This window comes from Gracilibacillus sp. JCM 18966 (assembly GCF_055392695.1).
Genome location: NZ_AP043883.1, coordinates 3,831,676 through 3,857,816, shown reverse-complemented (window position 1 = coordinate 3,857,816; position 26,141 = coordinate 3,831,676). Strand labels below are relative to the sequence as shown.

Below are 26,141 nucleotides of genomic sequence, written 5' to 3'. Positions count from 1 at the left end.
TTATATTTATCACAGTGTCTGACTTTGTATCATACCTCCCTTAGGAGTTTCTCTTTTTTAGAATTAACGTAATTTTTTGATAATAAGATATAGTTCATGGTATAAATGAAATATAGATATTGTAAGCGTGTACAAAAAAGAGAGGGAGATTATTTAATGGAATTACAAAATGTGCAAACTGTTGCGGAAGAAATAAAAGAGAATATGAAGCAGGTCGTTGTTGGACAGGGAGATACGATGGACTTATTAATGGTAGCAATCATTGCTTCAGGTCACGTTCTATTAGAGGATGTACCGGGCACAGGAAAGACCTTAATGGCAAAAGCATTAGCAAGATCTTTGGAAGGACAGTTTAAGAGGATTCAATTTACACCAGATCTGTTGCCTTCTGATATTACAGGTATTCATTTTTATAGCCAAGAGAAGGGGGAGTTTGAGTTTCGACCTGGACCGATTTTTACGAATATTCTATTAGCGGATGAGATTAATCGGGCAACTCCGAGAACCCAATCAAGTCTACTGGAAAGTATGGAGGAGCGCCAAGTGACTATTGACGGCGAGACACATCGGTTGGATGAACCCTTTTTAGTTATCGCCACACAAAATCCAGTTGAAAACCAAGGAACATTTCCGTTACCTGAAGCACAGCTAGACCGTTTTTTATTAAAAATACATATGGGTTATCCGTCCAAGCAAGAAGGGATGGAAATATTAAAAAGATTTAAACAGCTAAACCCGTTAGATAACTTAAAAGCTGTGATAGACACGGAAGCGATTATTAGTATGCAAAAAGTCTATAGTGAGGTAGAGGTGAGTGAGGATGTTCTTCATTATTTAATGGATCTGATTGAAAAAACAAGAAATCATGAAGCAATCGTGTTAGGTGTTAGTCCACGTGGAAGTCAAGCCCTTTTAAAAGCTGTACAGGTGTATGCTTTACTCCAAGGTCGAACCTACGTTATACCTGATGATGTGAAAAAAATGGCTAAGCCAGTGCTGGGCCATCGATTGGTTTTGGCTAAGCGTATTGGAATTAGAGATGGAGAGGTAGAGGATGTAATAGCAGATATATTAAAGGATGTCCCAGTGCCAACTGAGAAGGATTTGGTAAAGGGATGAATATTGCCTGGATCATAGTTGTCTTATTAATCATTATATTCTTGCAAGGAATGATTTATAGTAAATGGGGCTTAAAGGGAATAACATATCATCGTGCCTTCAAGCAGAAAACTGTTTTTGAAGGGGAACAAATTGAAATGGTCGATGAAATTGCAAATAACAAGTTGTTACCGGTTCCGTGGATCCGTTTGGAATCTAAAATGAGTGGAAATTTAAAATTGCAATCCGAGATTGGAAAAAGTAAGGAAGAAGAGATGTTTCATCGGACTCTTTTCAGCTTATTTCCTTACCAAAAAATAACGAGAAAGCATTATCTCATTGGAGCAAAAAGAGGGTATTACCCACTTGAAACCGTTTCGGTGACGACGGGAGATGCGATTGGATTTGGGGAAGTATTCGATTCATTTAATGCAAAAACAGCTGTTACTGTTTATCCAAAGTTGGTACCCATTGAAGATATTCCGTTACCTTCTCATAGCTGGCTTGGAGATATAACCGTGAAGCGCTGGCTAATCGAGGATCCCTTTTTACAATCTGGTGTAAGGGATTATCAGAAAGGAGATCCATTGAACTCGATTAATTGGAAGGCAACTGCTCGTGCTCAATCCTTACAAATTAACAAAAAGGACTATACGGCTGATCACTATTTAATGATATATGTTAATTTTGATTGGGATGAAGACATTCGGTTACCTATTGATAATCCAGTTATGATTGAAAAGGGATTATCCTATGCGGCTTCGTTAGCTACATATACATTAGAACAGGGTATTGCAACAGGCTTTGGATGTAATGGATATTTTGTTGAACCATTTACGAACACAACAGATCGTATGAAGCCTTCGATTAGAATAGAGCCGGCAAGCAGTGGCCAGCAATCCGAATATATTTTAGATTCTATTGCCAAAATTAAGATGGATCGGTCGCGAAATTTCCGTGCTTTTCTACAGGAGGATATTGATCGTGGCTTGACGAAAACAGATATCATTATTTTTTCACGCAGAGTTACAGAAAAAATGGAAATCCAAATGGCTCGATTAAGACAGCTTGGTAATGCTGTGGAAGTGGTGTTATTAGAGGAAGATGCGGGAAAAGTGGGTGAAGAAAATGTTAGCTAAAGAGAAGAATTTACTACCATTATGTTGGCATGGGCTTGTGGAGTATCTCGCTTTATTTCCGTTTGTATTGTTGATTGGTGTACTTATTCATCGACAGGAATTTATTTTTCCATGGCTCCTCTCCCTATATGTCTTATTGACTTTAACAGCCATTATTCGTACATTGTTAAAGCAGAAGCGTGTGCTATCCATCGTGCTTGCTTCTACGATAGCAGTACTCTTAACCATCCTGATAGGGCAGTCCTTGTTCTCATACATAGGGAGTTTCATTGTCACCATCGTCGTGGCATTTCGAGGGGTGCAGCATGGGGAAAATGAATGGGAGGATATTTTGCCAAGTCGCTTTCTTTGGGCAATTGGATTGCCTAGTTATTTTGTCGCTTATTTGGCTTTTCATTATTTTGCTAGCTTAACTCCGTTCAAAGGATTATTAACAATATTCGGTGTTAGCTTTATCATTTGTCTGTTGTTTATTACGAATCAACAACATTTACAAAGAGAGTCTCTCGCCAAGGGCAAGCATAAACCAAATCAGGATATGAAAAAAATGAATGATCTATTTATAATCATTACTATACTATTTGTTCTTGCCATCACCAATCTCCACATCATTCAATCAGCACTCTATAATGGTACACGCTCCATCATTGGATTTTTCATTTGGTTTGCTTCTTTATTCTCGAAGGAGGAAGAGATTATCCGAGAAGAGAAGCAAGAATCCAGTATGACGCCAATGCTACCAGAAGAAGAACCAAAGGATCCTTCATTTTTTGCGGAGTTGATGGAACAGATCATGATTATCTTAGGATTTGTTTTAATTGTTTTTCTCCTCCTATTATTTCTTGCTATATTTATCAAGAAGGTGCGAAGAGCTATTAAAACAGTCTTACTAAAATTATGGCAGATTATAACACAAGTATTTTCACGAAGAAAAACAGATGAAATATCGACAGACTACTCAGATGAAAAACAAAGCTTGTTCAACTGGAAGGATTGGAGAAAAACAAAACAGGAAGAATTCCAAGAAGCGATTACGAGAATCGTGAAACGCAAACCGAAATTTGAGCAGCTGTCTCCAGCAGAGAAAGCACGTTTTCTATATAAAGAGATAGCAACAGAGCTTAAAAGACAACATAAGTGGAGGCATTCAATGACGGCACATGAAGTGTTACAAAATGCTGAACAGAATGAACAGTTAGCTCGGTTGAGAGAGCTATATGATGATGCGAGATATGGGAAAGATAAGTTGGATAAAACCATGGAAACTGAACTGAATAGTATTTGGAAAACAATAAAATAACGATTGGCTCATTGAAATATAGTTCAAAATATCCATTTAACAAATGGGAGTTTATTCCGATATAGAAAAAAAGAGTGTAAAAAGGACGTGAATGAAGATGAGAATTAGTGGATTTGCAAGCGGAATGGACATTGAGTCAATCGTAAATGATTTAATGAAGGTAGAAAGACTTCCATTGCAAAAAATGGAGCAAGAAAAGCAAGTCTTAGAATGGAAACGTGATGATTATCGTTCTATCAATACGTTGTTATTAGATTTTAGAGATAATTCACTATTTAATATGAGATTAACAACGGGATTTCGTGCTCGACAAGTTACATCATCGAATGAAGATTTTATTACTGCTGTAGCATCTAGTGCTGCCAATCAGACATCTTTTGAAATTTCTAAGGTGGAGCAACTAGCAACAGCTGCGTCATGGGTAAATGATGGGAAAATCTCTAGTGACCAAACGAATAAAATAGATGCATCCAAAAGCTTGTACAATGAAGCTGACAAACTAGCTAATAATTTAACATGGAATAAAGGGGTTATCGAGAAGAAAAATATTAAAGTGGAATCAGGACAGACTGTTAAGTTGGATGACAATATTGTGTATGATGTCGATACATCACTAGATATCCAAGTCAATGGAAAAGGATTTGAGGTAGTTGATTCCGCAAATAATTTAGAAGCAAATCAAGTATATTTTGATGCTAGTACAGGGGAATTAACTTTTGCTGATGGTGCAGTAAAAACAGGTGATACCATTAGTGCTCAATATGTGAAAGATAACAAAACAATTGATACAACCTTGTCGGAAGGCTCTAATGGTTATAAATTAGATGGTGGATCGATTGTAGCTGATAGCAATTTTTCTTTAACCGTTAATGGGACAAACTATTCTATCGGGGCATCAACAGGAACGAACGAATATGCTTTAGTAGATGGATCGGGTAATTCAATAGGGAAAATCAACACAAATTCAGGTGCCATTACATTTGACAAAAAGCTGACAGAAACTACTGATATTAGTGTTACCTACCAGCAAAATTATACTTCCTTTTCAATTGGTGCAAGCACTGCTAATGGAGAAACACACCGGAATTTTATCGTTTCAGGAAATGAATCATTAAATAAAATCGTGGACAGAGTCAATAGTGCAAAGCTAGGTGTTTCTATGATGTATGATTCTTTCTCTGACCAATTGACCTTATCTAGAACAGAAACAGGAGATTTTGATTCTACCACAGAGGATATTCAAGTAAGTGGAGATTTCATGACCTCTGTGTTGCAATTTTCAAATAACCGAACCAATTATGAGGAAGGAACAAATGCTAAGTTTACGATAAATGGACTAAGTACAGAAAGACATTCAAATAGTTTCCAAATCGATGGAGTGACATTTAGTCTTAAACAAACCTTTGACGAGGTAGACGGTGCACAGCCAGTAACGATCGGGGTTACCAATAATACGGAAGAAGTATTCGAAAATATTAAAGAATTTGTAGAAACCTATAATACTTTAATAGACAATATTAATAATAAATTAAATGAAGAGTACCACCGAGATTACAAGCCTTTGACAGACGAAGAAAGAGAGTCTCTTTCAGAAAAGCAACAGGAAGATTGGGAGGCAATGGCAAAGAGTGGTTTGTTAAAAGGAGACCCAATTCTTCAGAGTGTATTATCAGAAATGAGAAGGGATTTTTACACACCAGTCAATAATGATGAATCAACAGGTGTATTCAATCAGCTAGCTGCGATCGGAATTACTACCACAAAAAACTACATGGAGGGCGGTAAGCTCGTTATTGATGAAGCAAAGCTAAAAGAAGCCATTGAAGCGGACCCTGATGCAGTAGAAAACCTTTTCCGTGGAGATGGAGACTCCTATGGTGAAAAAGGAATTGTTAGAAGATTGACAGATTCCGTAGAAGGTGCGATGGATAAAATCTACGAAAGAGCCGGCAGAGCAACCGCAACGAATTACCAATTTACGATCGGCCGAAATCTAGAAGATATCGAGGATCGAATTTCTAATTTTGAAAATCGTTTAGCACAAGTGGAGGAAAGATACTGGTCACAATTTACAGCAATGGAGCAAGCCATTGCACGATATAATCAGCAATCAAGCTATTTAATGCAACAATTTGGAGGCGGAATGAGCTAAAGATAATAGGGAGGGATTTTTATGGATATCGCAGCAATGTCGATTGCAATGAATCAAGCACAGGTAAAACAAGAGGCCAGTATTGCCGTATTAAAGAAAGCAATCAATGAGCAACAAGTAGATTCGAACGAAATGATAAAAATGCTAGAACAATCCATGCAACCTCATCTGGGAAGTAGCATTGACATCAAAGGATAGTGCTGAAAAATCTAGAGCTCAAGTTGCTCTAGATTTTTCTATCAGAAGCTAACAAAATAATACTTTTAACCGATACTATAATTAAATGGCGTAAGAGGAGATGATTGTTGTTATGGATATAAGTAAAATGAACATTGGAACTCTCTCCCCTCAGCATGAATCAGCACAAGATATATCTTTGCTTCCAAAAGATAGTTCTAAAGTAAAAGAGAGTGATGAATTACAACCTAATTCAGATAATGATGAAATTTCTATGATAGAAACAAAGGATTTAGTGGATGGACTTAATTCTTTTTTAGAACCATATGATACAAGTATTCGCTATGAATTTCATGAAAAATTGGATAGATATTATGTTACCATTGTGGATTCTCAGACAGATGAAGTTGTAAAAGAAATTCCTCCGAAAAAATTATTGGATGTGTACGCCTCAATGGCGGAATTAATGGGATTTATCGTTGACGAAAAAATATAGAGGAGCGTTCAATTTATGGCTAAACAATATCAAGCATACCAAAATAATTCAGTTACAACAGCAACTCCAGGAGAACTAACCTTAATGCTTTATAATGGATGCTTGAAATTTATAAAGCAAGCTAGAAAAGCAATCGAAGAAAATAATCATCAAGTACGGAATGAATATATACAAAAATCTCAAAATATTATACGAGAATTAATGGTAACACTGAATCCGAAGGCTACAATTTCTCAAGAAATGCTACCATTATATGATTTTGCTTACCAATCATTGACCCAAGCAAATGTCCATAATGACCTAGAGAGGTTATCGGAGGCTGAAGAGATTATTCGCCAGTTTCGTGATACATGGAAGGAAGTCATTCAAACGGAACGTAGAAGACAATACGGGCAAGGTGCTAAAGCATAATGGAAGCCATTCAAAAATATTATCAGCTCACAAAAGAGATGCTAAGTTTACTAAATGTTCCATCAGGTAGCCAAAAACGCAAGGAATTAATTGACCATATCACAGAAATGATCGACAATAGACAACAATGGATGGAACAAATTAAACCACCATATACGCAAGAGGAAGAAGAGCTTGGGAAGCAAACAGTGATTCTTGACCGACAGCTAAATGACAAGCTGCAGCAGCTTTTTCAAAGCATAAAAAAGGATATGCGCAATAATAAAAAGCAACAAAGATCAAATACAAAATATTTAAATCCTTATCAAAGTATATCCACACTTGATGGGAGATTCATGGATTCTAAAAAGTGATGATGTTCAAAGCCTTGCATCCATTATAGGAAGCAAGGCTTTTTTGTATAGAAGACATCCTTAAAGTAAAAGTCATTTTGGGCTGTAGAATAGACGAAGTGGTGTTTACAGCAAGAGTAAGAGTCATTTTCGACTGGGTTTTAGTCTGAAATGGTGTTTATAGCAAGAATAAGAGTCATTTTCGACTGGGTTTTAGCTTGAAATGGTGTTTATAGCAAGAGTAAGCATCATTTTTGGCTGGGACTTTGCTTAAAATGACGTTAATAACATAGATGTACGAGCGTAATTCAATTTTAAGGCTTTCCTTAAAGATCACTTTAATGGCTGAGTTAAGTTTTTGTAAAAATTATTTGAATGATCTTGACATATTGCTCGTTTATTCTATCTCAAGTGTGGTATTATAGATATATAGCTTATATAGCTTTATAGTTTGAAAGGAGGACACTTTTTATGAAATACAACATCCGTGGTGAGAATGTAGAAGTTACAGGAGCTATTAAGGAATATGTTGAGAGAAAAATAGGGAAATTAGAAAGATATTTTGATTCCACTCCTACTTCTGATGTAAATGTAAATATAAGTGTCTATAATGAGGAGCAACAAATTGAGGTAACAATTCCGATGACGAATCTTTTGCTTCGTGCAGAAGAGCAGCACATGGATTTGTATGCAGCTATTGACCTTGTTGTTGACAAACTAGAAAGGCAAATTCGTAAGCATAAAACAAAAGTAAACCGTAAATTCCGTCAGCAAGGAGCTCCTAAGCATGTTTTTGCTGAATTGGAGAAGGAAGCGGTACTAACAAAGGAACAAGATGAGTTTGATGATGATGAAATTGAAATTGTCCGAACAAAACGGTTTGATCTAAAACCAATGGATTCAGAAGAAGCGGTTCTACAAATGGATATGTTAGGACATGCATTCTTCGTTTTTGAAAATGCCATTACTGGAAATACCAATGTAGTATATAAGCGCAGAGATGGCCGTTACGGCTTGATCGAACCAAGTTAAATAAATAATAGAGAAGAGGTGGCCTATTCTAGTTAGAGTTGGCCACCTCTTTTTATGATCAAATTGCTTTTTTTTAGCTAGAATATGACCATTCTATTTTCCTTTTCTAATGTCCATAAGATGAAATTGTAGAATGAGAATACGTCAAAAATCGCTATTTGTCTATTTTGCTCTTAGAAATAAACGTGGTATAACTAATTTACTTCCTCTCCAGAGAAGGTGTTTTTGCTCCTCCAATTTCAACCTTCTCTATATAAAGAAGTAGTCGCTTCCTTCGACTACTTCTTTTCCTCAGATCGTGCATTTGTTTTAACATAGCTTAAACCATCTTTGAGATTAGGATAGTGTTGACGCAATTTATAAATAAGGACTTATATCGTAGGATTCTTGTCATTTTATTCATGCAAATGTTATGATATAAGATAGACGTAATTGAACTTTCTGGTAGAAAAGAGGAGCGGCTAGAATGCGTGGATTAATGAAAAAAGTTTTTGGTGATGGAAATCAACGACAATTAAAAAGTTTAGAGAAGATAGCAACAGAAATTGATGCATTAGAATCAACAATGCAGCAATTGTCTGATCAAGAATTAAAAAATAAAACAGTGGAATTTAAGGAAAGGTATCAAAATGGTGAATCATTAGATGATCTACTTGTAGAAGCCTATGCAGTAGTTCGAGAAGCTTCTACAAGAGTATTAGGGATGCGCCCTTTCCATGTGCAACTTCTTGGTGCGATTGCGATGCACCACGGGGATATTGCGGAAATGAAGACAGGGGAAGGGAAAACATTAGCTTCCACTATGCCGGTCTATTTAAATGCATTACCAGGTGAAGGTGTTCATGTTATTACGGTCAATGATTACTTAGCAGATCGTGATGCACGTGAGATGGGAGAATTATATGAGTTCCTAGGACTATCTGTTGGATTGAATCAAAGCGGTCTCTCTAAGGAAGAAAAACGAGAAGCATACCAAGCAGATATTACGTATGGTACGAATAATGAATACGGGTTTGACTACTTGCGTGATAATATGGTGCTTTATAAGGAGCAAATGGTCCAAAGACCGCTTAATTTTGCAGTGATTGATGAAGTAGACTCCATTTTAATTGACGAGGCGAGAACTCCATTAATTATTTCAGGTACAGCACAAAAGTCTGCAGCATTGTACCAACAAGCAAATTCTTTTGTCCGAACATTGAAAAATGAAGATGACTACACATATGATGTGAAATCAAAAGGAGTTCAACTAACAGAAGAAGGAATGAACAAAGCCGAGCGATTTTTTAACATAGAGAATCTTTTTGATTTAAATAATGTGACATTAACGCATCATATTAATCAAGCATTAAAAGCACATGTATCTATGCATCGTGATACGGATTATGTTGTGGAGGAAGGACAAGTAGTCATTGTTGACCAATTTACTGGACGGTTAATGAAAGGACGCCGCTATAGTGATGGTCTTCACCAAGCCATTGAAGCTAAAGAAGGCTTACCAATTCAAAATGAAAGTATGACACTTGCTTCTATTACATTCCAAAACTATTTCAGAATGTATAAAAAATTAGCAGGGATGACTGGTACGGCAAAAACAGAAGAAGAGGAATTCCGTAATATTTATAATATGGATGTCGTAGCAATCCCAACGAATAAGCCGATTATTCGTGATGATAAGCCAGACTTAATTTATAAGTCAATGGAAGGTAAATTCAAATCTGTTGTAGAAGAAATAAAAAGTCGACACGAAAATGGACAGCCAGTATTAGTTGGTACAGTGGCTGTAGAAACATCTGAGCTAATTTCAAAATACCTCACTCGTGCTCGTGTGCAGCATAATGTTTTAAATGCAAAAAATCATTTCCGCGAAGCTGAGATTATTGAAAATGCTGGCCAAAAAGGTGCTGTTACGATTGCTACCAATATGGCAGGTCGTGGTACAGATATTAAATTAGGTGAAGGGGTAAAGGAATTAGGTGGACTTGCTGTCATAGGAACAGAACGTCATGAGTCTCGTAGAATTGACAATCAGCTGCGAGGTCGTTCTGGTCGTCAAGGAGACCCCGGTATCACTCAATTTTATCTGTCTATGGAAGATGAATTAATGCGTCGATTCGGTTCAGATAATATGAAAGCCATGATGGAAAGACTGGGCATGGATGATTCGCAACCAATTGAAAGTAAAATGGTTTCCCGTGCAGTGGAATCTGCACAAAAACGAGTAGAAGGGAATAACTTTGATGCTCGTAAGACAATTCTTTCCTACGACGATGTTTTACGTCAGCAGCGTGAGATTATTTATAAGCAACGTTTTGATGTTATTGAATCTGATAACCTGCGAGAAATCATTGAACAAATGATTGAAACAACAGTGGAAGCAGCGATTGATATGTATATGCCGGAAGAAGAGATTGAAAACTGGAACATTTCTGGTTTAATAGAGTATATCCATGCAACCCTATTAGAGCCTGAATGGATAACAGAAGCCGACCTAAAAGGGAAGGAAAAATCTGAGGTTCAGGATACGATATTAGCAAAAGTACATGAAAAATATGACCAAAAAGAAGCTGAGCTTACGCCTGAACAAATGCGTGAATTCGAGAAAGTTATCCTGTTACGTACGGTTGATACGAAATGGATGGATCACATCGATCAAATGGATCAATTACGTCAAGGTATCCATCTCAGAGCATATGGACAAAATGATCCACTTAGAGAATATCAAATGGAAAGCTTTGCTATGTTTGAACAAATGATTGCTTCTATAAACGAAGAGGTTGCTAAATATGTAATGAAAGCACAGATACGGGAGAATTTAAAACGGGAAGCTGTGGTAAAAGATACACAAGCAGTATCAGGTGGAGAAGAGAAGAAAAAAGTAAAAAAACCTTATGTAAAAGCACAGAGCGTGGGTAGAAATGATCCATGTCCATGTGGTAGTGGTAAAAAGTATAAACAATGCCATGGTAAGTAAACATAAATGAGGTGGAAAGATGGAATTGGTAGAAATTAGACAAGAACTAGATAAAATGGCTAAACGTATAGCGGACTTTAGGGGGTCTCTTTGACTTAGAGACGAAACGTGCTCGCATCGCTGAATTAGAAGAAATAATGACAGACCCAAGCTTTTGGGATGATCAAAATACAGCACAAAAGATTATTAATGAAGCAAATAGTTTAAAAGAACTTGTACAAACATTTGATAAAAATGAGGAAAGTCTTGAAAATGCAGAAGTCTCTTATGAACTAGTAAAAGAAGAAGAGGATGAGGATTTACATCAAGAGCTTGAAAAGGATGTCGTTAACTTAACGGAATCACTCAATCGATATGAATTATATATATTATTGAGTGAACCCTATGATAAGAATAATGCCATTTTGGAATTGCATCCAGGTGCTGGAGGCACGGAATCACAGGACTGGGCTAGTATGTTACTTCGAATGTATACAAGATGGGCAGAGGCAAAAGGTTTTAAAGTTGAGACATTGGATTATTTACCTGGCGAAGAAGCTGGTGTGAAAAGTGTGACATTATTAATCAAAGGGCATAATGCCTACGGCTATTTGAAGGCTGAAAAAGGGGTACATCGACTTGTTCGTATTTCGCCATTTGATTCATCAGGCCGTCGACACACTTCCTTTGTTTCCTGTGATGTGATGCCAGAATTAGATGATGATATTGATATCGATATAAAAACAGAAGACTTGAAAATCGATACGTACCGTTCTAGTGGTGCGGGAGGACAGCATGTAAATACAACAGATTCAGCAGTTCGAATTACACATTTACCAACAAATACAGTAGTAACCTGTCAATCTGAGCGATCTCAGATTAAAAATAGAGATCAAGCAATGAAAATGTTAAAAGCAAAACTATACCAACTTGAAATAGAAAGACAGCAACAAGAATTAAATGAAATTCGTGGAGAACAAAAGGAAATAGGCTGGGGAAGTCAAATACGATCTTATGTTTTCCATCCGTACTCAATGGTGAAAGATCATCGCACTGATCACGAAACTGGTAATACTCAGGCAGTAATGGATGGAGAAATTGATAACTTTATTGACGCCTATTTGCGATCTGTCATGAATAATTAATAGGAAGAAAAAGCTGCAATCCCACCTTTGTGGGCTTGCAGCTTTTTGTCGAATAGATACATAAATTGTAGAAAATAAACAGCGATGAAGGAGGTTCTCCTCTAAAAACTCCATAATGGTAATCTTTACATATGGTCTAAAAGCAGGTAATTGAAACTAGTTCTTTATACATATAGAATGACTGGGAAAATATTCTCCATATTGCAAAGTATTGTAATTATTTAATGAAATACAATGAAGCTCTAATTTTATTGGGAATTTATCCTAAAAAGAACATAAGTTCATGGTTCTTTATTACTATTATTGTGATTTTGGGTAAAAAGAACTATCAAACGAAACACAAATGTAATAAAAATTTAGCCGAATTTCTGCGCGAAAAATGTTATAATTGCAACTGTGAGGTTTGAATGTATCATATTTTGGGTAAATGCTGCGAAATATGACTAAAATTAATAAAAAGGTGATTTTATATATGATTGAGATGCAAGATATATACATGACTTATCCGAACGGAGTAGTCGGACTAAATGGAATAAGTGTGAACATTAAGCAAGGTGAATTTGTTTACATAGTAGGGCATAGTGGTGCAGGGAAATCTACCTTCACCAAATTAATGTTCAGAGAAGAAATCCCAACGAAGGGTAAAATACTAGTCAATGATCAAGACGTAACGAAGCTCAAATGGAAAGAAGTACCTTATTTTCGACGGAATATTGGTGTTGTCTATCAAGACTTTCGATTATTACCAAAGCTAACAGTCTATGAAAATATTGCTTTTGCTTTAGAAGTAATAGAGGAAAATCCAAAGAGCATTCGTAAAAAAGTGATGAATGTGCTAGATCAAGTAGGATTGAAAAATAAAGCGAGGTTTATACCAGATGAATTATCTGGTGGAGAGCAGCAAAGGGTAGCTATTGCCCGGGCAATAGTCAATCACCCAGGTATATTAATTGCAGATGAGCCAACAGGTAACCTTGATCCAAATACTTCCTGGGAAATAATGCACATCTTAGAAGATATCAATGCAAGTGGAACAACGATCATCATGGCGACTCATAGTAAAGAGATCGTAAACACGATTAAAAAACGTGTAATCGCAATGGAAGACGGCGTTATTGTCCGTGATGAGCATCGAGGTGAATATGGCTATGAAATTTAATACACTAAAAAGACACCTAAAAGAAGGCGCGAAAAATACAGTTAGAAATGGTTGGATGACAATAGCATCAGTAGGCGCAGTGACGACAACTTTGATTCTCGTAGGCGTATTTTTAGTTGTGATGTTAAATTTGAATCACATAGCTGGAGCATTGGAAGATGATGTACAAATTAAAACACTAATTGACAGGACAGTAGAACAAACAGAGGTAGATCAACTAGAAGAGAATATTAAAAGCATTGAGGAAGTAGAAACAGTAGAATTTTCGACAAAGGAAGAGGAACTCGATAATCTGATTGAGAGCATGGGGGAACAAGGTCAGGCATGGAGCTTGTATGAACAAGATAACCCTTTGAATGATGTATTTATCGTTAAAGCAACAGATCCTACAGATACGGAAAAGGTTGCAAGTCAAATAGAAGAATTGAATGGCGTGTATGAGGTTAACTATGGACAAGACTATGTGGAGAAATTGTTCACATTTAATCAATATGCAAGAAATATTGGTCTTGTATTAATTGCAGCATTAGTCTTTACAGCTATTTTCCTAATCTCCAATACTATTAAGATTACAATCTTAGCAAGGAAAAAAGAGATTGGGATTATGAAACTAGTAGGTGCAACGAATGGGTTTATTCGCTGGCCATTTTTTGTGGAAGGAATGATTCTAGGTCTACTAGGAAGTATTATTCCAATAGCTATCATCATGATAGGATATTACTATCTATCAGGTAATCTAGTGCTATTGCAGCAATTTAATTTTGTAAAAATACTTCCATTTAATCCATTTGCTTTTCAAGTGGCAGGACTAATTATCGCTATTGGAGTCTCCATTGGTGTTTGGGGAAGCTTGATGAGTGTACGAAAATTCCTAAAAGTTTAGTCTAATTAGCATTCTAAAGCAAGCAGGAACTTGCTTTAGAATCGCTTTCCTCATAGAAACATAGAACAACACGAATTATTACATATAAAGACGAGAAATGTTTTACAAGAAGAGAGGAGAATAGGTGTGAAGAAGCTATTCACAATGATTTTTGCTATATTATTCATATTTAGTGCTTCGAGTACAGTTTCAGCTGAATCTGTAAATGAATTAAAGGATAAAATCAATGATTTAGAAAGTGATAAAAAAAGTGTGGAGAGTGAATCAAGTGAAATAGAAGGTAAAGTAAGCGAAACAGAAGAGGAGTTAGAGGAAAATCAAGCAAAACAAGCAGAGACTAACTCTGAAATCAATCAAATTGATTCTGAATTAACATCTACTCAACAACAATTAGTGGCAAAAGAGCAAGAGATTGCTGAAACAACTAGTAAGATTACACAAACAGAAAATGAAATTCAAGAAACAGAAGAAAAAATCAATACCTTGAATGAAGAAATAAAAGCATTAGAAGAAGAAATTAAAATACTAGAAGAGAAGATAAAAGAGCGTGAGAAACTTTTAAAAAACAGATTGCGCTCTATTCAACAAAATGGTGGAAATATAAGTTACCTAGAAGTCATTTTTGGTGCACAAAGCTTTGGTGATTTTATTAATCGTGCCACAGCGGTAAATAAGATCATGGATTCCGATAAAACAATCATGGAAGATCAAGAAGCTGATAAGAAAAAATTAAGTGAAAATAAGAAAAAGGTAGAAGCAAACAAGAAAGAAATCGAACAAGAAAAAGCATCTCTAGAAGCGAATAAAAAGGAATTAGAGGCAGATAGAGCGAATCTTGAGACCCAAAAAGCAGAGCTGGATCAAATTAAGGCAGATTTAAATGTACAGATGGATACAAAGCAGGATTTAATGAGTGACCTAGAGCAACAAGAGCAAGAATTACATAGTCATAAAATGTCTTTGGCTGAACAACAAGAAACCTTAGCAAATCAAGCAGCAATCATTGAAAAAGCAAAGAAAGAAGCACAACAGAAGATTAATCAATTAGCTGAGGAAAAATCAAATAGTAGCGGATCTTCTAATAGCCCATCTTCTTCTGGAGGATCAGGCCTATCAGCAGGTGGTAGCGGTAGTTTACAATGGCCGACAACCGGAAGAAGATCTTCAGAATATGGTTACCGTTCTTTTAATGGTGGTGGCTTCCACTATGGATTAGATATTGCGAATAGTGTAGGAACTCCAGTGCATGCCGCAGCATCTGGTGTAGTGACAAGAGCCAATTACTCTTCAAGCTATGGAAATGTTGTTTATATCTATCATACAGCTTTAGATCTAACCACGGTCTATGCACACTTAAATAGCATAAGTGTAAGTGCTGGGCAGAATGTTTCCCAAGGTCAAAAAATTGGCGGGATGGGGAATACTGGAGACTCTTACGGTAGTCACTTACACTTTGAAGTTCATATTGGAAAATGGAGCTATCATGGGGGAGTAAATCCAGCGAATTATCTACCATAAAGAAATAAATACTAGTAAGACATCACAAAATACTTGTGATGTCTTTTTTAAACGGTCATAATATATAATGTGAGAATTTTTATACTAAAAATATAAATGAAATAATAGTATAAAATAGGAAAGGCTTTTATAAGCTTGAATACAAGGAATTAAATTAATTGTATCGTATGGGGTGGAACAATGAATATAAAGAAAAGATATTTTGCTTTAATTGTAGTGGTAGCAATTTTTATTGGAGGGTTTGGTACATATTTTGGTGTTCAATTGCTATCCAAATTTGAAATACTAGATAATGGTGCAGCTAGCTCAGATCAAGATCTTTTATTAGAATTGGCTGATCAACAAGAGTCCATACAAGAGAACATGGGGAAAATGTCAAAAGTAATGAATGCATTTACCGTCATTAAAGAAAATTATGTAGAAGACGTGGAAGATAAACAGCTAATTGAAGGTGCGATTCAAGGAATGCTAGGTTCCTTAGAGGATCCCTACAGTTCCTACATGGATCAAGAAACCATGGAGCAATTTAATGAACAAATTGAATCCTCCTTTGAAGGAATCGGCGCAGAGGTTTCCATGGTCGGTGGAAATGTTACCATTGTTGCACCTATAAAAGATTCTCCTGCAGAAAAAGCCGGATTAAAACCAAATGACCAAGTTATTACAGTGGATGGAAATAGTGTAGAAGGTTTAGATTTGCAGGAAGCAGTGAACAAAATTAGAGGAGAGAAGGGCTCTAAGGTTAGTCTTGAAATTCGGAGACCTGGAGTTGAAGAACTCATTGAATTAGAAATAACCCGTGATGCTATCCCATTAGAAACGGTATATGTGGATACAAAAGAGGTAGATGGAAAACTAATTGGTATTTTGGAGCTTACCTCGTTTTCAGAGAACACAGCTAGTGACTTTAAAAAAGAACTAACTAAGCTAGAGGAACAAGGAATGGATGGACTCATTATCGATGTTCGTGGCAATCCTGGTGGCTTACTTCCAACAGTGGAGGAACTCTTAAAAATGTTTGTTCCAAAAGAAACACCTTACCTACAGATTGAAGATCCAACGGGTAAAAAATCAAGGTATTTTTCTAAGCTAGAGTCACCAAAAGATTATCCAGTTGTTACGTTAATAAATGAAGGTAGTGCATCTGCCTCGGAAATATTAGCAGTTTCTTTAAAGGAAGCATTAAATTATGAGGTTGTTGGAACTACTTCTTTTGGTAAAGGTACCGTTCAGCAAACAGTGCCTATGGGCGATGGTTCTACGATTAAGTTAACTCGTTTTAAATGGTTATCACCAGAAGGAAACTGGATTCATGAAAAAGGGGTGGAACCAACGGTTGAACAAAAAATGCCAGACTATTACTATGCTAATCCAATTCAAATTGAAGACGATCCTTTAAGTCTTGACGAAAGTGATCCAAGTATTGAGAACTTGCAAATTATGTTAGATGGGTTAGGATATGAAGTCGATAGAAATGATGGCTATTTTGATGAATCAACAGCGTCTGCAGTGAAGGCATTCCAGACAGATAATGATCTAGAAGCAACAGGTCAAGTAGACCAAAATACAGCTGAAGTCTTACAATCAGAACTAATGGAACATATTCGAAATGGGGAAGACGATCTACAGTTAGAAAAAGCCCTAGAAATAATCACAAAATAAACCAATATAAAGTGAAGGAGACTATTGTTTCCTTCACTTCTTTAATTTTTGGATAAATGCAATTTAGGGGTAGCCAAAAGTTAATTTTTTTATCATAATAGAGAGTACAAGCTGTTCGGAAGGGGTGGGTCATGTTGGAATGGATCATAGAAGTGGGCTTAGCTATTATAAGAATGTTTGCACAGCCATTTTTGTACTGGTTTCTAATATTACTATGGTGGAGTAGCTATTTTAGAATGAAGAAAGAAAGAGCTACTTTTGGTACTAAAGTATTTTCTTATTTTCATGAGGCTAAGGGAACATGGGCCTTCTCCATTATAAGTGGACTGCTTCTATCCATTTTAGTAGTAGGACTTGGACTTACTGTAACCTTTCCTGTTGTATATCTTTTGGCGATTATTATGATCGTATTATCGTTATTTAAACGATTTTTTTTCTTGTCAGCAAGCTATACATTAGGAATTCTAACAATTATGGTTTATTTATTAGACGTGTTTGGCGAAGCTATCTTACCTGTAAGCTGGTGGAAAGACTTGAGCAATATTGATTTTATGTACATACCATATTTAATTGCTGCATTACTTATAATCGAAAGTATCTTATTATACCGAACGAAAACAATGGACACCTATCCAGAAGTTACGAAAAGTAAACGTGGAAAGAATCTAGGTAGACATCGCATTAAAAAAGCAACGATTGTCCCTTTATTTTGTTTGTTACCGTCTGGTGCAATTGAGCCTTTTGCAGATTGGTGGCCAGTACTAAATGTTGGAGGAGAATCCTATGGTTTAATGCTGATCCCGTTTATTATTGGTTTTGAGCATGCAGTGAGCAATATTTTACCTGTAAAGGGTGCCAGGTGGATTGCTAGAAATGTCATGCTATTAGCTGGCGTCATCGTGTTGTTGGCAATTGCCGGATATTTTTATCCGCTCATTTCGTTGATTGCCGTTATAGTTTCGATGATTGGAAGGTTTATTATCCAATATGGCTTTCGACTACATGATCAAGAACAGGATTCTGTTTTTCAGCTTGGGGGAGAAGGGGTCATGGTTCTTGGTGTCCTACCAAGAACGGTTGCTGTTACCTTAGGATTGAAGCCAAGTGAACGAATTGTGAAGGTTAATGGAGAAAAAGTAGAAACAGAAAATCAGTTTTATCACGCAGTACAAGCAAATCGTGCATTTTGCAAGCTTTCGATTAAAGACACTAATGGAGAGGTGCGATTTGCGCAGGCTGCCCTTTATGAAGGAGAGCACCATGAGCTCGGAGCGTTATTTGTAAAAGAATAACATGTGTGCTGATAGGTCGACGCTTTTGATAAAATCTAGAAATAGTCTATATCTTGGTTATCTCAGTAAGCAAGCTGGGTATAGCCGAGATATATTTTTTTATCTTGGTGATCTCACTAATCAAACCTACTTTAACCAAGATAAATTCTTTTATCCTGCCTTGCAACAACTCATTATGTCAAATTATATTATAAAAAAAATCCTCGAATATAAGCTACCCCCAAAAATTAGACTAAATATCTAATCTTCGGGAGCAATTCCATATTCAAGTTTAAAATTGTAGCAATTCTTTTAATTCGTCTTCGGAGAGTTTGGATAATAAGGTTTCGCCAGGCTGAATAATTTGCTCCACTAATTCCCGTTTTTTATGCTGGAGCTGATAGATTTTCTCCTCAATCGTTCCCTCTGTAATAAAGCGAATGACTTGGACCACATTTTTCTGTCCAATGCGATGGGCGCGACCTGCTGCTTGTTCCTCTACTGCCGGATTCCACCAGAGGTCGAATAAGATGACTGTATCTGCACCAGTTAAGTTTAGACCTGTACCACCGGCTTTTAATGAAATTAAGAAGAATCCATTTTCCCCTTCATTAAATGCCTCGGTCATTTTCATCCGTTGATCAGATGGTGTCGATCCATCGAGATAAAAACAATTAATTTCTGCCTCTTCTAGTGCATTGCGTATAATTGTAAGCATACTCGAAAATTGAGAAAAGATAAGCGCCCTTTTTCCTTGAGATTTCAGATCTTTCACTAATTCTAATAATTCTTCCAGCTTTCCAGAGCTTCCTTGATAATTTTCAAGGAATAAGCTCGGATGACAACAGATTTGTCTTAATCTTGTGATACCTGCTAAAATCTCTATCTTACCTCTATCAAAAGTACCTTGTTCAATCGTTTTATCTAAATTTTGTTGTATCCGTTGTAAATAAGCTAAATATACCTCTTTTTGTGGCTTAGTTAATTCAGAATATTGAACAGACTCGATTTTTTCTGGAAGCTCATCCAATACATCTTTTTTTACACGTCGTAAAATGAATGGTCTTGTAATTCTTGCAATATAGCTGGAGTCTAGGTTGCTGAATGTCTTTTTGCTACCAAAAAGACCAGGTGAGATCGTATAGAAAATGGACCAAAGCTCCTCAAGTGAATTTTCTATCGGTGTACCACTTAATGCAAAAAATTGTTTAGCTTGTAAGGAACGAACGGCCTTTGCTGTCAAGGTTAGGTGATTTTTGATGGCTTGTGCCTCATCTAAGATAATACAATCAAACCTGCTATCCTCATATAAATCTTGATCCTTTCTTAAAGTGGGATAGGATGTGATTAAAATATTCGTATCCTTATTCCTTTCTAATAGGCTTTCCCGTTGTGTCTTGGAACCGATGATAACCGCCGAACTGAGAGTTGGTGCGAATTTTTCGATTTCCTTTTGCCAGTTGTATAGCAAGGAAGCCGGTGCGATAACCAATGCCTGATATCGATCTGCTGTCATTTCTACTTCTGATAATAGGTAGCTAATCGTTTGTAATGTTTTTCCAAGTCCCATATCATCTGCCAGTATGCCACCTAAATGGTAATGGGACAAGGTTTTCATCCATTGAAATCCAGTAATTTGATAATCACGCATTTCTGCTTTGAGCTTATCTGGAAGCGAAAACTCTAATTGTGCAGGGTTTTTAAGCTCTGTTAGCATTTTCTTAAAGGCATCTGTGAAACGATGCTTGTTAGCCTCCAGCAGCTCCTCAATTTGAAAGCTTCTTGCTGCGGGAACACTGATTTGTCCCTCTTGTAATTGTTTTTTGGTTAAATGTAATTGCTCCTGTAAGCGTTGAAAGGATGAGAAATCCTCAGATTCGAGTTGTAATAATGCGCCGTTCGGTATTCGATAAAACCGTTTTTTCTCAATTAATGCTTGTAGTATATTTGTGACATGTTCCTCTGTAATTCCTTCGATATCAAATGTGATATCTAGCATACCCTCGGAAGGTTGATAATCTACCATAGAGTTTAACGTGTAATGTGATGGATCAATGATCATATTTTTAACTTGGGATGAAACCAAGACGGTAGCTAGCTGCTCTAATGCTTCTAAGCCATCGTGAAGAAACTGATAGATAGCTTCCTCTTGAAACAAAAACATGGCTTGATTAATCTCGATAAAACCACTATCGCGCAAGAGAAGGATTAGTTGCTCTTCTCTTACAGGATCTCTTTTTACAATTCCTTCCCCAATGATTTCATCTTTTAATGGGTAAATAGTTGTTTCTCCATATTGAAAGGCAATATCTAATCTGATAGCCCCTTCCACTTCCTCTACCCACACCTTGCCTTTAAGGGGATTTGTGTTTAATTGTTTAGACATCCGTTCTGTCATTTCCAGTTTCCCAACTTGTTCGAATTGGGGCAGAACATTTCGAACAAACGTATCCATTTCAGATGGTGAAATAAGTTGTTTTTTCTTAGATTGAAGTGGAACAATTCGAAATAGCTTCTCTAAAATTAACTTTTGCTTATTATTCATCTTATAAATATGATGATCTTTAATTAAATAGCGATAGCTTTCCAGAAAATAATAGGAGCTTAAATCAGACATTTCTAATGAATAAGCATTTGATTGTAAATAGTCAATTTTAAATTCTAACTGTTCGGTCATTTCGCTAAATTCAATCGAACTAAATTCTCTGTTCAGCTCTTGTTTAAATGTATGATTCGTATTCGATAGTTTTTTCAAAAATAGATCACTAACACTTGGTGGTAAATAAACACTTCTTGGTTGCTCCATTTTTAGTGTATAGCTATTACCAAATAGCCTTTCTTGCTCATAACAGGACAATAATAGCTCGATTAATTCCTTGTCATATGAAGGAAAAAAATGTTGGGATGGAAAATAGGTAAAGGAATGGTTGACTTTATAGGATTCCCCCATTAGCCATGCCTTAAAAAAAGAGCGAATATCCCGTATGACATAAGGTCTCTTGTCCCCTATTTTTAATTCTAAAGCTAAGGCATATTGCGTATTTTTATTTGCTCGTTTTAGAATAAGTTGAAATTCGGTTTGGAGCATTTGTGGCGATCCATCTGCTTTCTTCTGTTCACGGAAGGTGTGAAGTAATTGCTTAGCAAATAAATCTGTATCTTGAGTAGGAGCGGAACGTGTATCACGGTCCACCGCATATCTCCTTCGATTCGATTGAGCATCCTGTGTGATAGCAAGTAAAACCGCTGCAATATGTTTACACGTCTCATGTGATGCAAATGCTGGACAATTGCAGGTGGTTTCTATATCTAAATTGTCTGTAAAATAGATGCGAATCGTATATACCTTTGCTCCTTTTACTAATCCTCTCCACGAATTTGTAGAAGGGTTGTAGGACAGGCCGTAAACCTTACCATCTTTATAATATTGAAGTCCTCTATGATAAAAACGATCACCAGTTAATTGGCGAATCGATTGTTCGTTCATTTGTATGTGTTGCATAAAATCCCATCCTTATCAAACACTTTTGCAAACCATCATTATATTATAACAAGAAAAATAACGGATTTCATCATGATTGACTTTTGATCAATAAACTGCTATTTTTAACTATCGGAAAAAGTTGACGTTATAAGTAATGAAATCAATAAATCGGTGAAAGAGGGATTGGAATGGGATTACAGGAAGAGGTTCAAAAGCGCAAGACCTTTGCGATTATATCTCACCCTGATGCAGGGAAAACGACCATGACAGAAAAATTACTTTTACAAGGGAATTTGATTAGATCGGCAGGAACAGTGAAAGGGAAGAAATCTGGGAAATTTGCCACATCAGATTGGATGGAAATCGAAAAACAGAGGGGTATCTCGGTAACGTCAAGTGTGATGAACTTTGAATATGAAGGATTGAAAGTTAATATTCTAGATACACCTGGGCACGAGGATTTCAGTGAGGACACGTATCGAACATTAACCGCTGTTGACTGTGTTGTGATGATCATCGATGCAACGAAAGGGATTGAGGCACAAACGATTAAGCTTTTTAAAGTCTGTAAAATGCGCGGAATTCCTATTTTTACTTTTATTAATAAATTAGACCGAGAAGGTAGAGAACCACTTGATTTATTAGACCAAATTGAGGAAGTATTAAATATTGAGACATATCCAATGAATTGGCCTGTTGGTATGGGGAAAAGATTTTTAGGGATTTTGGATCGTTATCATGATCAATTTATTCGGTTTAATGGAAATGAAGCGGAGACGTATATTGATTTAAAGGATATGGATCTAGAAGAGAATAAAGAGATTAGCGAACATCCGACTTACAAAGAAACATTTGAGGAGCTGGAATTATTAAATGAGGCTGGTGATCAGTTTTCCTTAGAACGGGTTCTCCAAGGTGAGCAAACTCCAGTATTTTTTGGTAGTGCATTAGCACCCTTTGGTGTGGAAGTATTCTTTGATACTTTTATTAAATTAGCCCCTGCACCAGGACCGCGAAGAACGAAAGAAGAGGTAATCCACCCTGATTATCCAGATTTTTCAGGCTTTATCTTTAAAATCCAAGCAAATATGAATCCTCAGCATCGTGATCGAATTGCTTTTTTACGTGTTTGCTCAGGGAAGTTTGAGCGGGGAATGAATGTACAGCTAGCTAGAACAGGAAAAACCATTCGATTAGGCCAAACACAGCAGTTCGTTGCTTCATCTCGTGATACAGTAGAAGAAGCCTATCCTGGTGATATCATTGGAGTATATGATCCGGGCTCTTATCGGATTGGAGATACGTTGTTAGAGGGAAAGAAAACCTTTGAATATGATGAATTACCACAATTTCCACCAGAGCTATTTCAACGTGTAACAGCAAAGAATGTCATGAAGGCTAAACAGTTTCGAAAAGGAATTGAACAGCTGGTACAGGAGGGAGCCATTCAGCTGTTTCGTGGTTATCCAACGGATTCTTACATTATAGGTGCAGTTGGTCAGCTTCAATATGAAGTATTTCAGCATCGTATGAAGCACGAATATAATGTCGAGGTCCTGCTTGAATCAATCGGTGATAGAATACCACGGTGGTTGAAGAAGGAGCAAGTAGATCCAGCATTATTTGATGAGCGTAATTTACTTGTAAAGGATCGTGAGGATGAGTTTCTCGTTTTATTTAAAAATGATTTTGCGTTAAGATGGTTTATAGATAAACATGCGGATATTGAGTTAATTGATTTGTTTGAAGTGAATCAGTATGACCAAGCGACGTGATGTAAGAGGAAGCACAGCTATAATTCGATAGCTGTGTTTTTGCTATGGGATGTTTTGACGTTCGCTAGTTGGTTATAATGAAAAATATAACTACACGAACGAATATTTGTTCGCTTTTTGTTGGAAGTTAGTGTATAATAGAGAATATGTTGAATGGAGGTATCACGATGGAGCAAAATGTTTTTTCACTAGAATCGCCTTACAAGCCGCAAGGGGATCAACCAAGCGCGATTAAGGAATTAGTCTATGGAGTAGAGAAAAAGAAACGATATCAAACATTATTAGGAGCTACAGGTACAGGGAAAACCTTTACCATCTCTAATGTTGTAAAAGAAATAAATCGTCCAACTCTTGTTATCGCCCATAATAAAACATTAGCTGGACAGCTTTATAGTGAATTCAAGGAATTTTTTCCGAATAATGCAGTCGAATATTTTGTTAGTTATTATGATTACTACCAGCCAGAAGCATATGTGCCATCAACAGATACCTTTATTGAAAAAGATGCGAGCATTAATGATGAAATAGATAAGCTTAGGCACTCTGCTACTTCTGCATTGTTCGAACGGAATGATGTTTTAATTGTAGCAAGTGTTTCCTGTATATATGGTTTAGGTTCACCTGAGGAATACCGTAGTCAAGTTCTTTCTTTACGAGTGGGAATGGAGAAGGAACGTGATGAATTATTGCGAACACTTGTTAGCATCCAATATGCACGGAATGATATAGATTTTCAGCGTGGAACATTTCGTGTACGGGGCGATTCGGTTGAAATAATTCCAGCCTCAAGAGAAGAGCATTGTGTCCGTGTAGAGTTCTTCGGTGATGAGATTGACAGAATTCGTGAAGTTGATGCTCTAACAGGTGAAATTATCGGAGATCGAGAACACATTGCTATATTTCCAGCTTCCCACTTCGTCACAAGAGAAGAGAAGCTAAAGGTTGCAATGGAAAACATTAAAAAGGAATTAGCCGATCAATTGAAGAAGTTCCGGGAAGAGGATAAATTATTGGAGGCACAAAGACTTGAGCAAAGAACCAATTATGATCTCGAAATGATGGCAGAGATGGGCTTTTGTTCAGGAATTGAGAACTACTCCCGTCACCTAGCAATACGAGATGCAGGCTCTACTCCTTATACATTACTAGACTATTTTCCGGAGGATTCCTTAATCGTAATTGATGAATCTCATGTTACCTTACCGCAAATAAGGGGAATGTATAATGGAGACCAGGCAAGAAAGCAAGTATTAGTAGATCATGGATTCCGATTGCCATCTGCTTTAGATAACCGACCACTAACCTTTCAGGAATTTGAAGAAAAAGCTAATCAATTTATCTTTGTTTCGGCAACACCTGGGCCATATGAGCTCGAACATACGCCAAAAATGACGGAGCAAATTATTCGTCCAACTGGGCTTTTAGATCCTAAAGTAGACGTTCGACCAATCGATGGACAAATAGATGATTTGATTGGGGAAATTAATCAAAGAATAGCACGTAATGAAAGAGTGTTGGTTACGACATTGACGAAAAAAATGTCCGAGGATTTAACGGATTACCTAAAAGAAATTGGAATGAAGGTAGCTTATCTACACTCTGAAATAAAAACATTAGAGCGGATTGAAATCATTCGTGATTTACGTGTTGGTAAATACGATGTTCTAGTAGGTATTAACTTGTTACGTGAAGGGTTAGATATTCCTGAGGTCTCCTTAGTGACGATATTAGATGCTGATAAAGAAGGCTTTTTAAGATCAGAGCGTTCGTTGATTCAAACAATGGGAAGGGCTGCCCGAAATGAAAATGGAAAGGTCATTATGTATGCAGACAAAATGACCGACTCTATGCAAAAAGCGATTGACGAAACCTATCGTCGACGGGAAAAGCAACAAGCATATAATCAAGAGCATGGCATTACACCACAAACGATTAAGAAAGAAGTTCGTGATGTGATTCGAGCAACGATGGCAGCAGAGACAGAAGAAGCGTATGGTGAGGAAACACCGAAACTAAAGGATATGACAAAGAAAGAGAAAGACAAGCTAATCGAAAAAATGGAAAAAGAAATGAAGCAAGCAGCAAGAGAATTAGACTTCGAGCGAGCAGCAGAGCTTCGTGATTTAGTTTTAGAATGGAAAGCAGAAGGGTGAC

General features: G+C 36.7%; 19 protein-coding genes. 18 read left to right on the top strand and 1 reads right to left on the bottom strand.

The features are described from left to right. Positions 1-156 precede the first annotated feature (156 nt). From ACZ5N5_RS18850 to ACZ5N5_RS18775, 16 genes are all read left to right on the top strand, one after another. Positions 157-1,119, top strand: coding sequence for an AAA family ATPase (locus tag ACZ5N5_RS18850; RefSeq protein ID WP_277679285.1), 963 nt, complete (start codon positions 157-159; stop codon positions 1,117-1,119). Continuing rightward, complete coding sequence (locus ACZ5N5_RS18845) at positions 1,116-2,237, top strand: DUF58 domain-containing protein (protein ID WP_464372897.1); 1,122 nt, start codon at positions 1,116-1,118, stop codon at positions 2,235-2,237. The genes ACZ5N5_RS18850 and ACZ5N5_RS18845 overlap by 4 nt, the downstream gene beginning before the upstream one ends. Continuing rightward, positions 2,218-3,537 (top strand): DUF4129 domain-containing protein, encoded by a 1,320-nt coding sequence (locus tag ACZ5N5_RS18840; protein ID WP_464372896.1) that lies wholly within the window; start codon positions 2,218-2,220, stop codon positions 3,535-3,537. Before ACZ5N5_RS18845 ends, ACZ5N5_RS18840 begins: the two co-directional genes overlap by 20 nt. A gap of 91 nt (positions 3,538-3,628) precedes the next feature. Beyond that, the gene (gene fliD, locus ACZ5N5_RS18835; protein ID WP_464372895.1) at positions 3,629-5,689 is read left to right on the top strand and encodes a flagellar filament capping protein FliD; all 2,061 of its coding nucleotides are present in this window, start codon (positions 3,629-3,631) and stop codon (positions 5,687-5,689) included. A 21-nt stretch (positions 5,690-5,710) separates the two neighbouring features. After that, a complete protein-coding gene (locus tag ACZ5N5_RS18830; protein ID WP_109983546.1) occupies positions 5,711-5,887 on the top strand; it encodes a YjfB family protein in 177 nt (58 codons plus the stop codon). Positions 5,888-5,999: 112 nt separating this feature from the next. After that, positions 6,000-6,362 carry a flagellar protein FlaG gene (flaG, locus tag ACZ5N5_RS18825; protein WP_054859896.1) on the top strand — a complete coding sequence of 121 codons (363 nt, stop codon included), beginning with the start codon at positions 6,000-6,002 and terminating at the stop codon, positions 6,360-6,362. 15 nt (positions 6,363-6,377) lie between these two features. After that, positions 6,378-6,773 carry a flagellar export chaperone FliS gene (gene fliS / locus ACZ5N5_RS18820; protein ID WP_054787067.1) on the top strand — a complete coding sequence of 132 codons (396 nt, stop codon included), beginning with the start codon at positions 6,378-6,380 and terminating at the stop codon, positions 6,771-6,773. Further along, the gene (fliT, locus tag ACZ5N5_RS18815) at positions 6,773-7,126 is read left to right on the top strand and encodes a flagellar protein FliT (RefSeq protein ID WP_054859898.1); all 354 of its coding nucleotides are present in this window, start codon (positions 6,773-6,775) and stop codon (positions 7,124-7,126) included. Before fliS ends, fliT begins: the two co-directional genes overlap by 1 nt. 450 nt (positions 7,127-7,576) lie before the next feature. Then, entirely contained in the window at positions 7,577-8,137 is a 561-nt protein-coding gene (gene hpf / locus ACZ5N5_RS18810) for a ribosome hibernation-promoting factor, HPF/YfiA family (RefSeq protein WP_054787065.1), read from the top strand. A gap of 466 nt (positions 8,138-8,603) precedes the next feature. After that, positions 8,604-11,111 carry a preprotein translocase subunit SecA gene (gene secA / locus ACZ5N5_RS18805; protein WP_277678760.1) on the top strand — a complete coding sequence of 836 codons (2,508 nt, stop codon included), beginning with the start codon at positions 8,604-8,606 and terminating at the stop codon, positions 11,109-11,111. A 19-nt stretch (positions 11,112-11,130) separates the two neighbouring features. After that, a protein-coding gene (gene prfB, locus ACZ5N5_RS18800) for a peptide chain release factor 2 (protein ID WP_109983544.1) occupies positions 11,131-12,235 on the top strand; the annotation gives its coding sequence in 2 pieces (ribosomal slippage) (positions 11,131-11,202 and positions 11,204-12,235; 1,104 coding nt in all). A 472-nt stretch (positions 12,236-12,707) separates the two neighbouring features. Then, positions 12,708-13,394, top strand: a complete 687-nt coding sequence (gene ftsE / locus ACZ5N5_RS18795; protein ID WP_054859900.1) for a cell division ATP-binding protein FtsE — start codon at positions 12,708-12,710, stop codon at positions 13,392-13,394. Then, positions 13,384-14,277, top strand: a complete 894-nt coding sequence (gene ftsX / locus ACZ5N5_RS18790) for a permease-like cell division protein FtsX (protein WP_109983543.1) — start codon at positions 13,384-13,386, stop codon at positions 14,275-14,277. Before ftsE ends, ftsX begins: the two co-directional genes overlap by 11 nt. A 126-nt stretch (positions 14,278-14,403) precedes the next feature. Then, positions 14,404-15,795, top strand: a complete 1,392-nt coding sequence (locus ACZ5N5_RS18785; RefSeq protein ID WP_277678761.1) for a murein hydrolase activator EnvC family protein — start codon at positions 14,404-14,406, stop codon at positions 15,793-15,795. Between the two features lie 180 nt (positions 15,796-15,975). Then, a complete protein-coding gene (locus tag ACZ5N5_RS18780) occupies positions 15,976-17,457 on the top strand; it encodes a S41 family peptidase (RefSeq protein ID WP_464372894.1) in 1,482 nt (493 codons plus the stop codon). A 134-nt stretch (positions 17,458-17,591) separates the two neighbouring features. Continuing rightward, positions 17,592-18,749 carry a PDZ domain-containing protein gene (locus ACZ5N5_RS18775; RefSeq protein ID WP_464372893.1) on the top strand — a complete coding sequence of 386 codons (1,158 nt, stop codon included), beginning with the start codon at positions 17,592-17,594 and terminating at the stop codon, positions 18,747-18,749. Positions 18,750-19,020: 271 nt separating this feature from the next. Here ACZ5N5_RS18775 and ACZ5N5_RS18770 read toward each other — a convergent pair whose 3' ends face one another. Next, positions 19,021-22,230, bottom strand: a complete 3,210-nt coding sequence (locus ACZ5N5_RS18770; protein WP_464372892.1) for a DEAD/DEAH box helicase — start codon at positions 22,228-22,230, stop codon at positions 19,021-19,023. Positions 22,231-22,400: 170 nt separating this feature from the next. On the opposite strand from ACZ5N5_RS18770, the gene ACZ5N5_RS18765 reads away from it, so the two are divergent. Together ACZ5N5_RS18765 and uvrB are read left to right on the top strand one after the other, a co-directional pair. Further along, complete coding sequence (locus ACZ5N5_RS18765) at positions 22,401-23,987, top strand: peptide chain release factor 3 (protein WP_109983538.1); 1,587 nt, start codon at positions 22,401-22,403, stop codon at positions 23,985-23,987. Positions 23,988-24,154: 167 nt separating this feature from the next. Continuing rightward, the gene (gene uvrB, locus ACZ5N5_RS18760) at positions 24,155-26,140 is read left to right on the top strand and encodes an excinuclease ABC subunit UvrB (protein ID WP_109983537.1); all 1,986 of its coding nucleotides are present in this window, start codon (positions 24,155-24,157) and stop codon (positions 26,138-26,140) included. The last annotated feature ends 1 nt before the right edge of the window (position 26,141 follow it).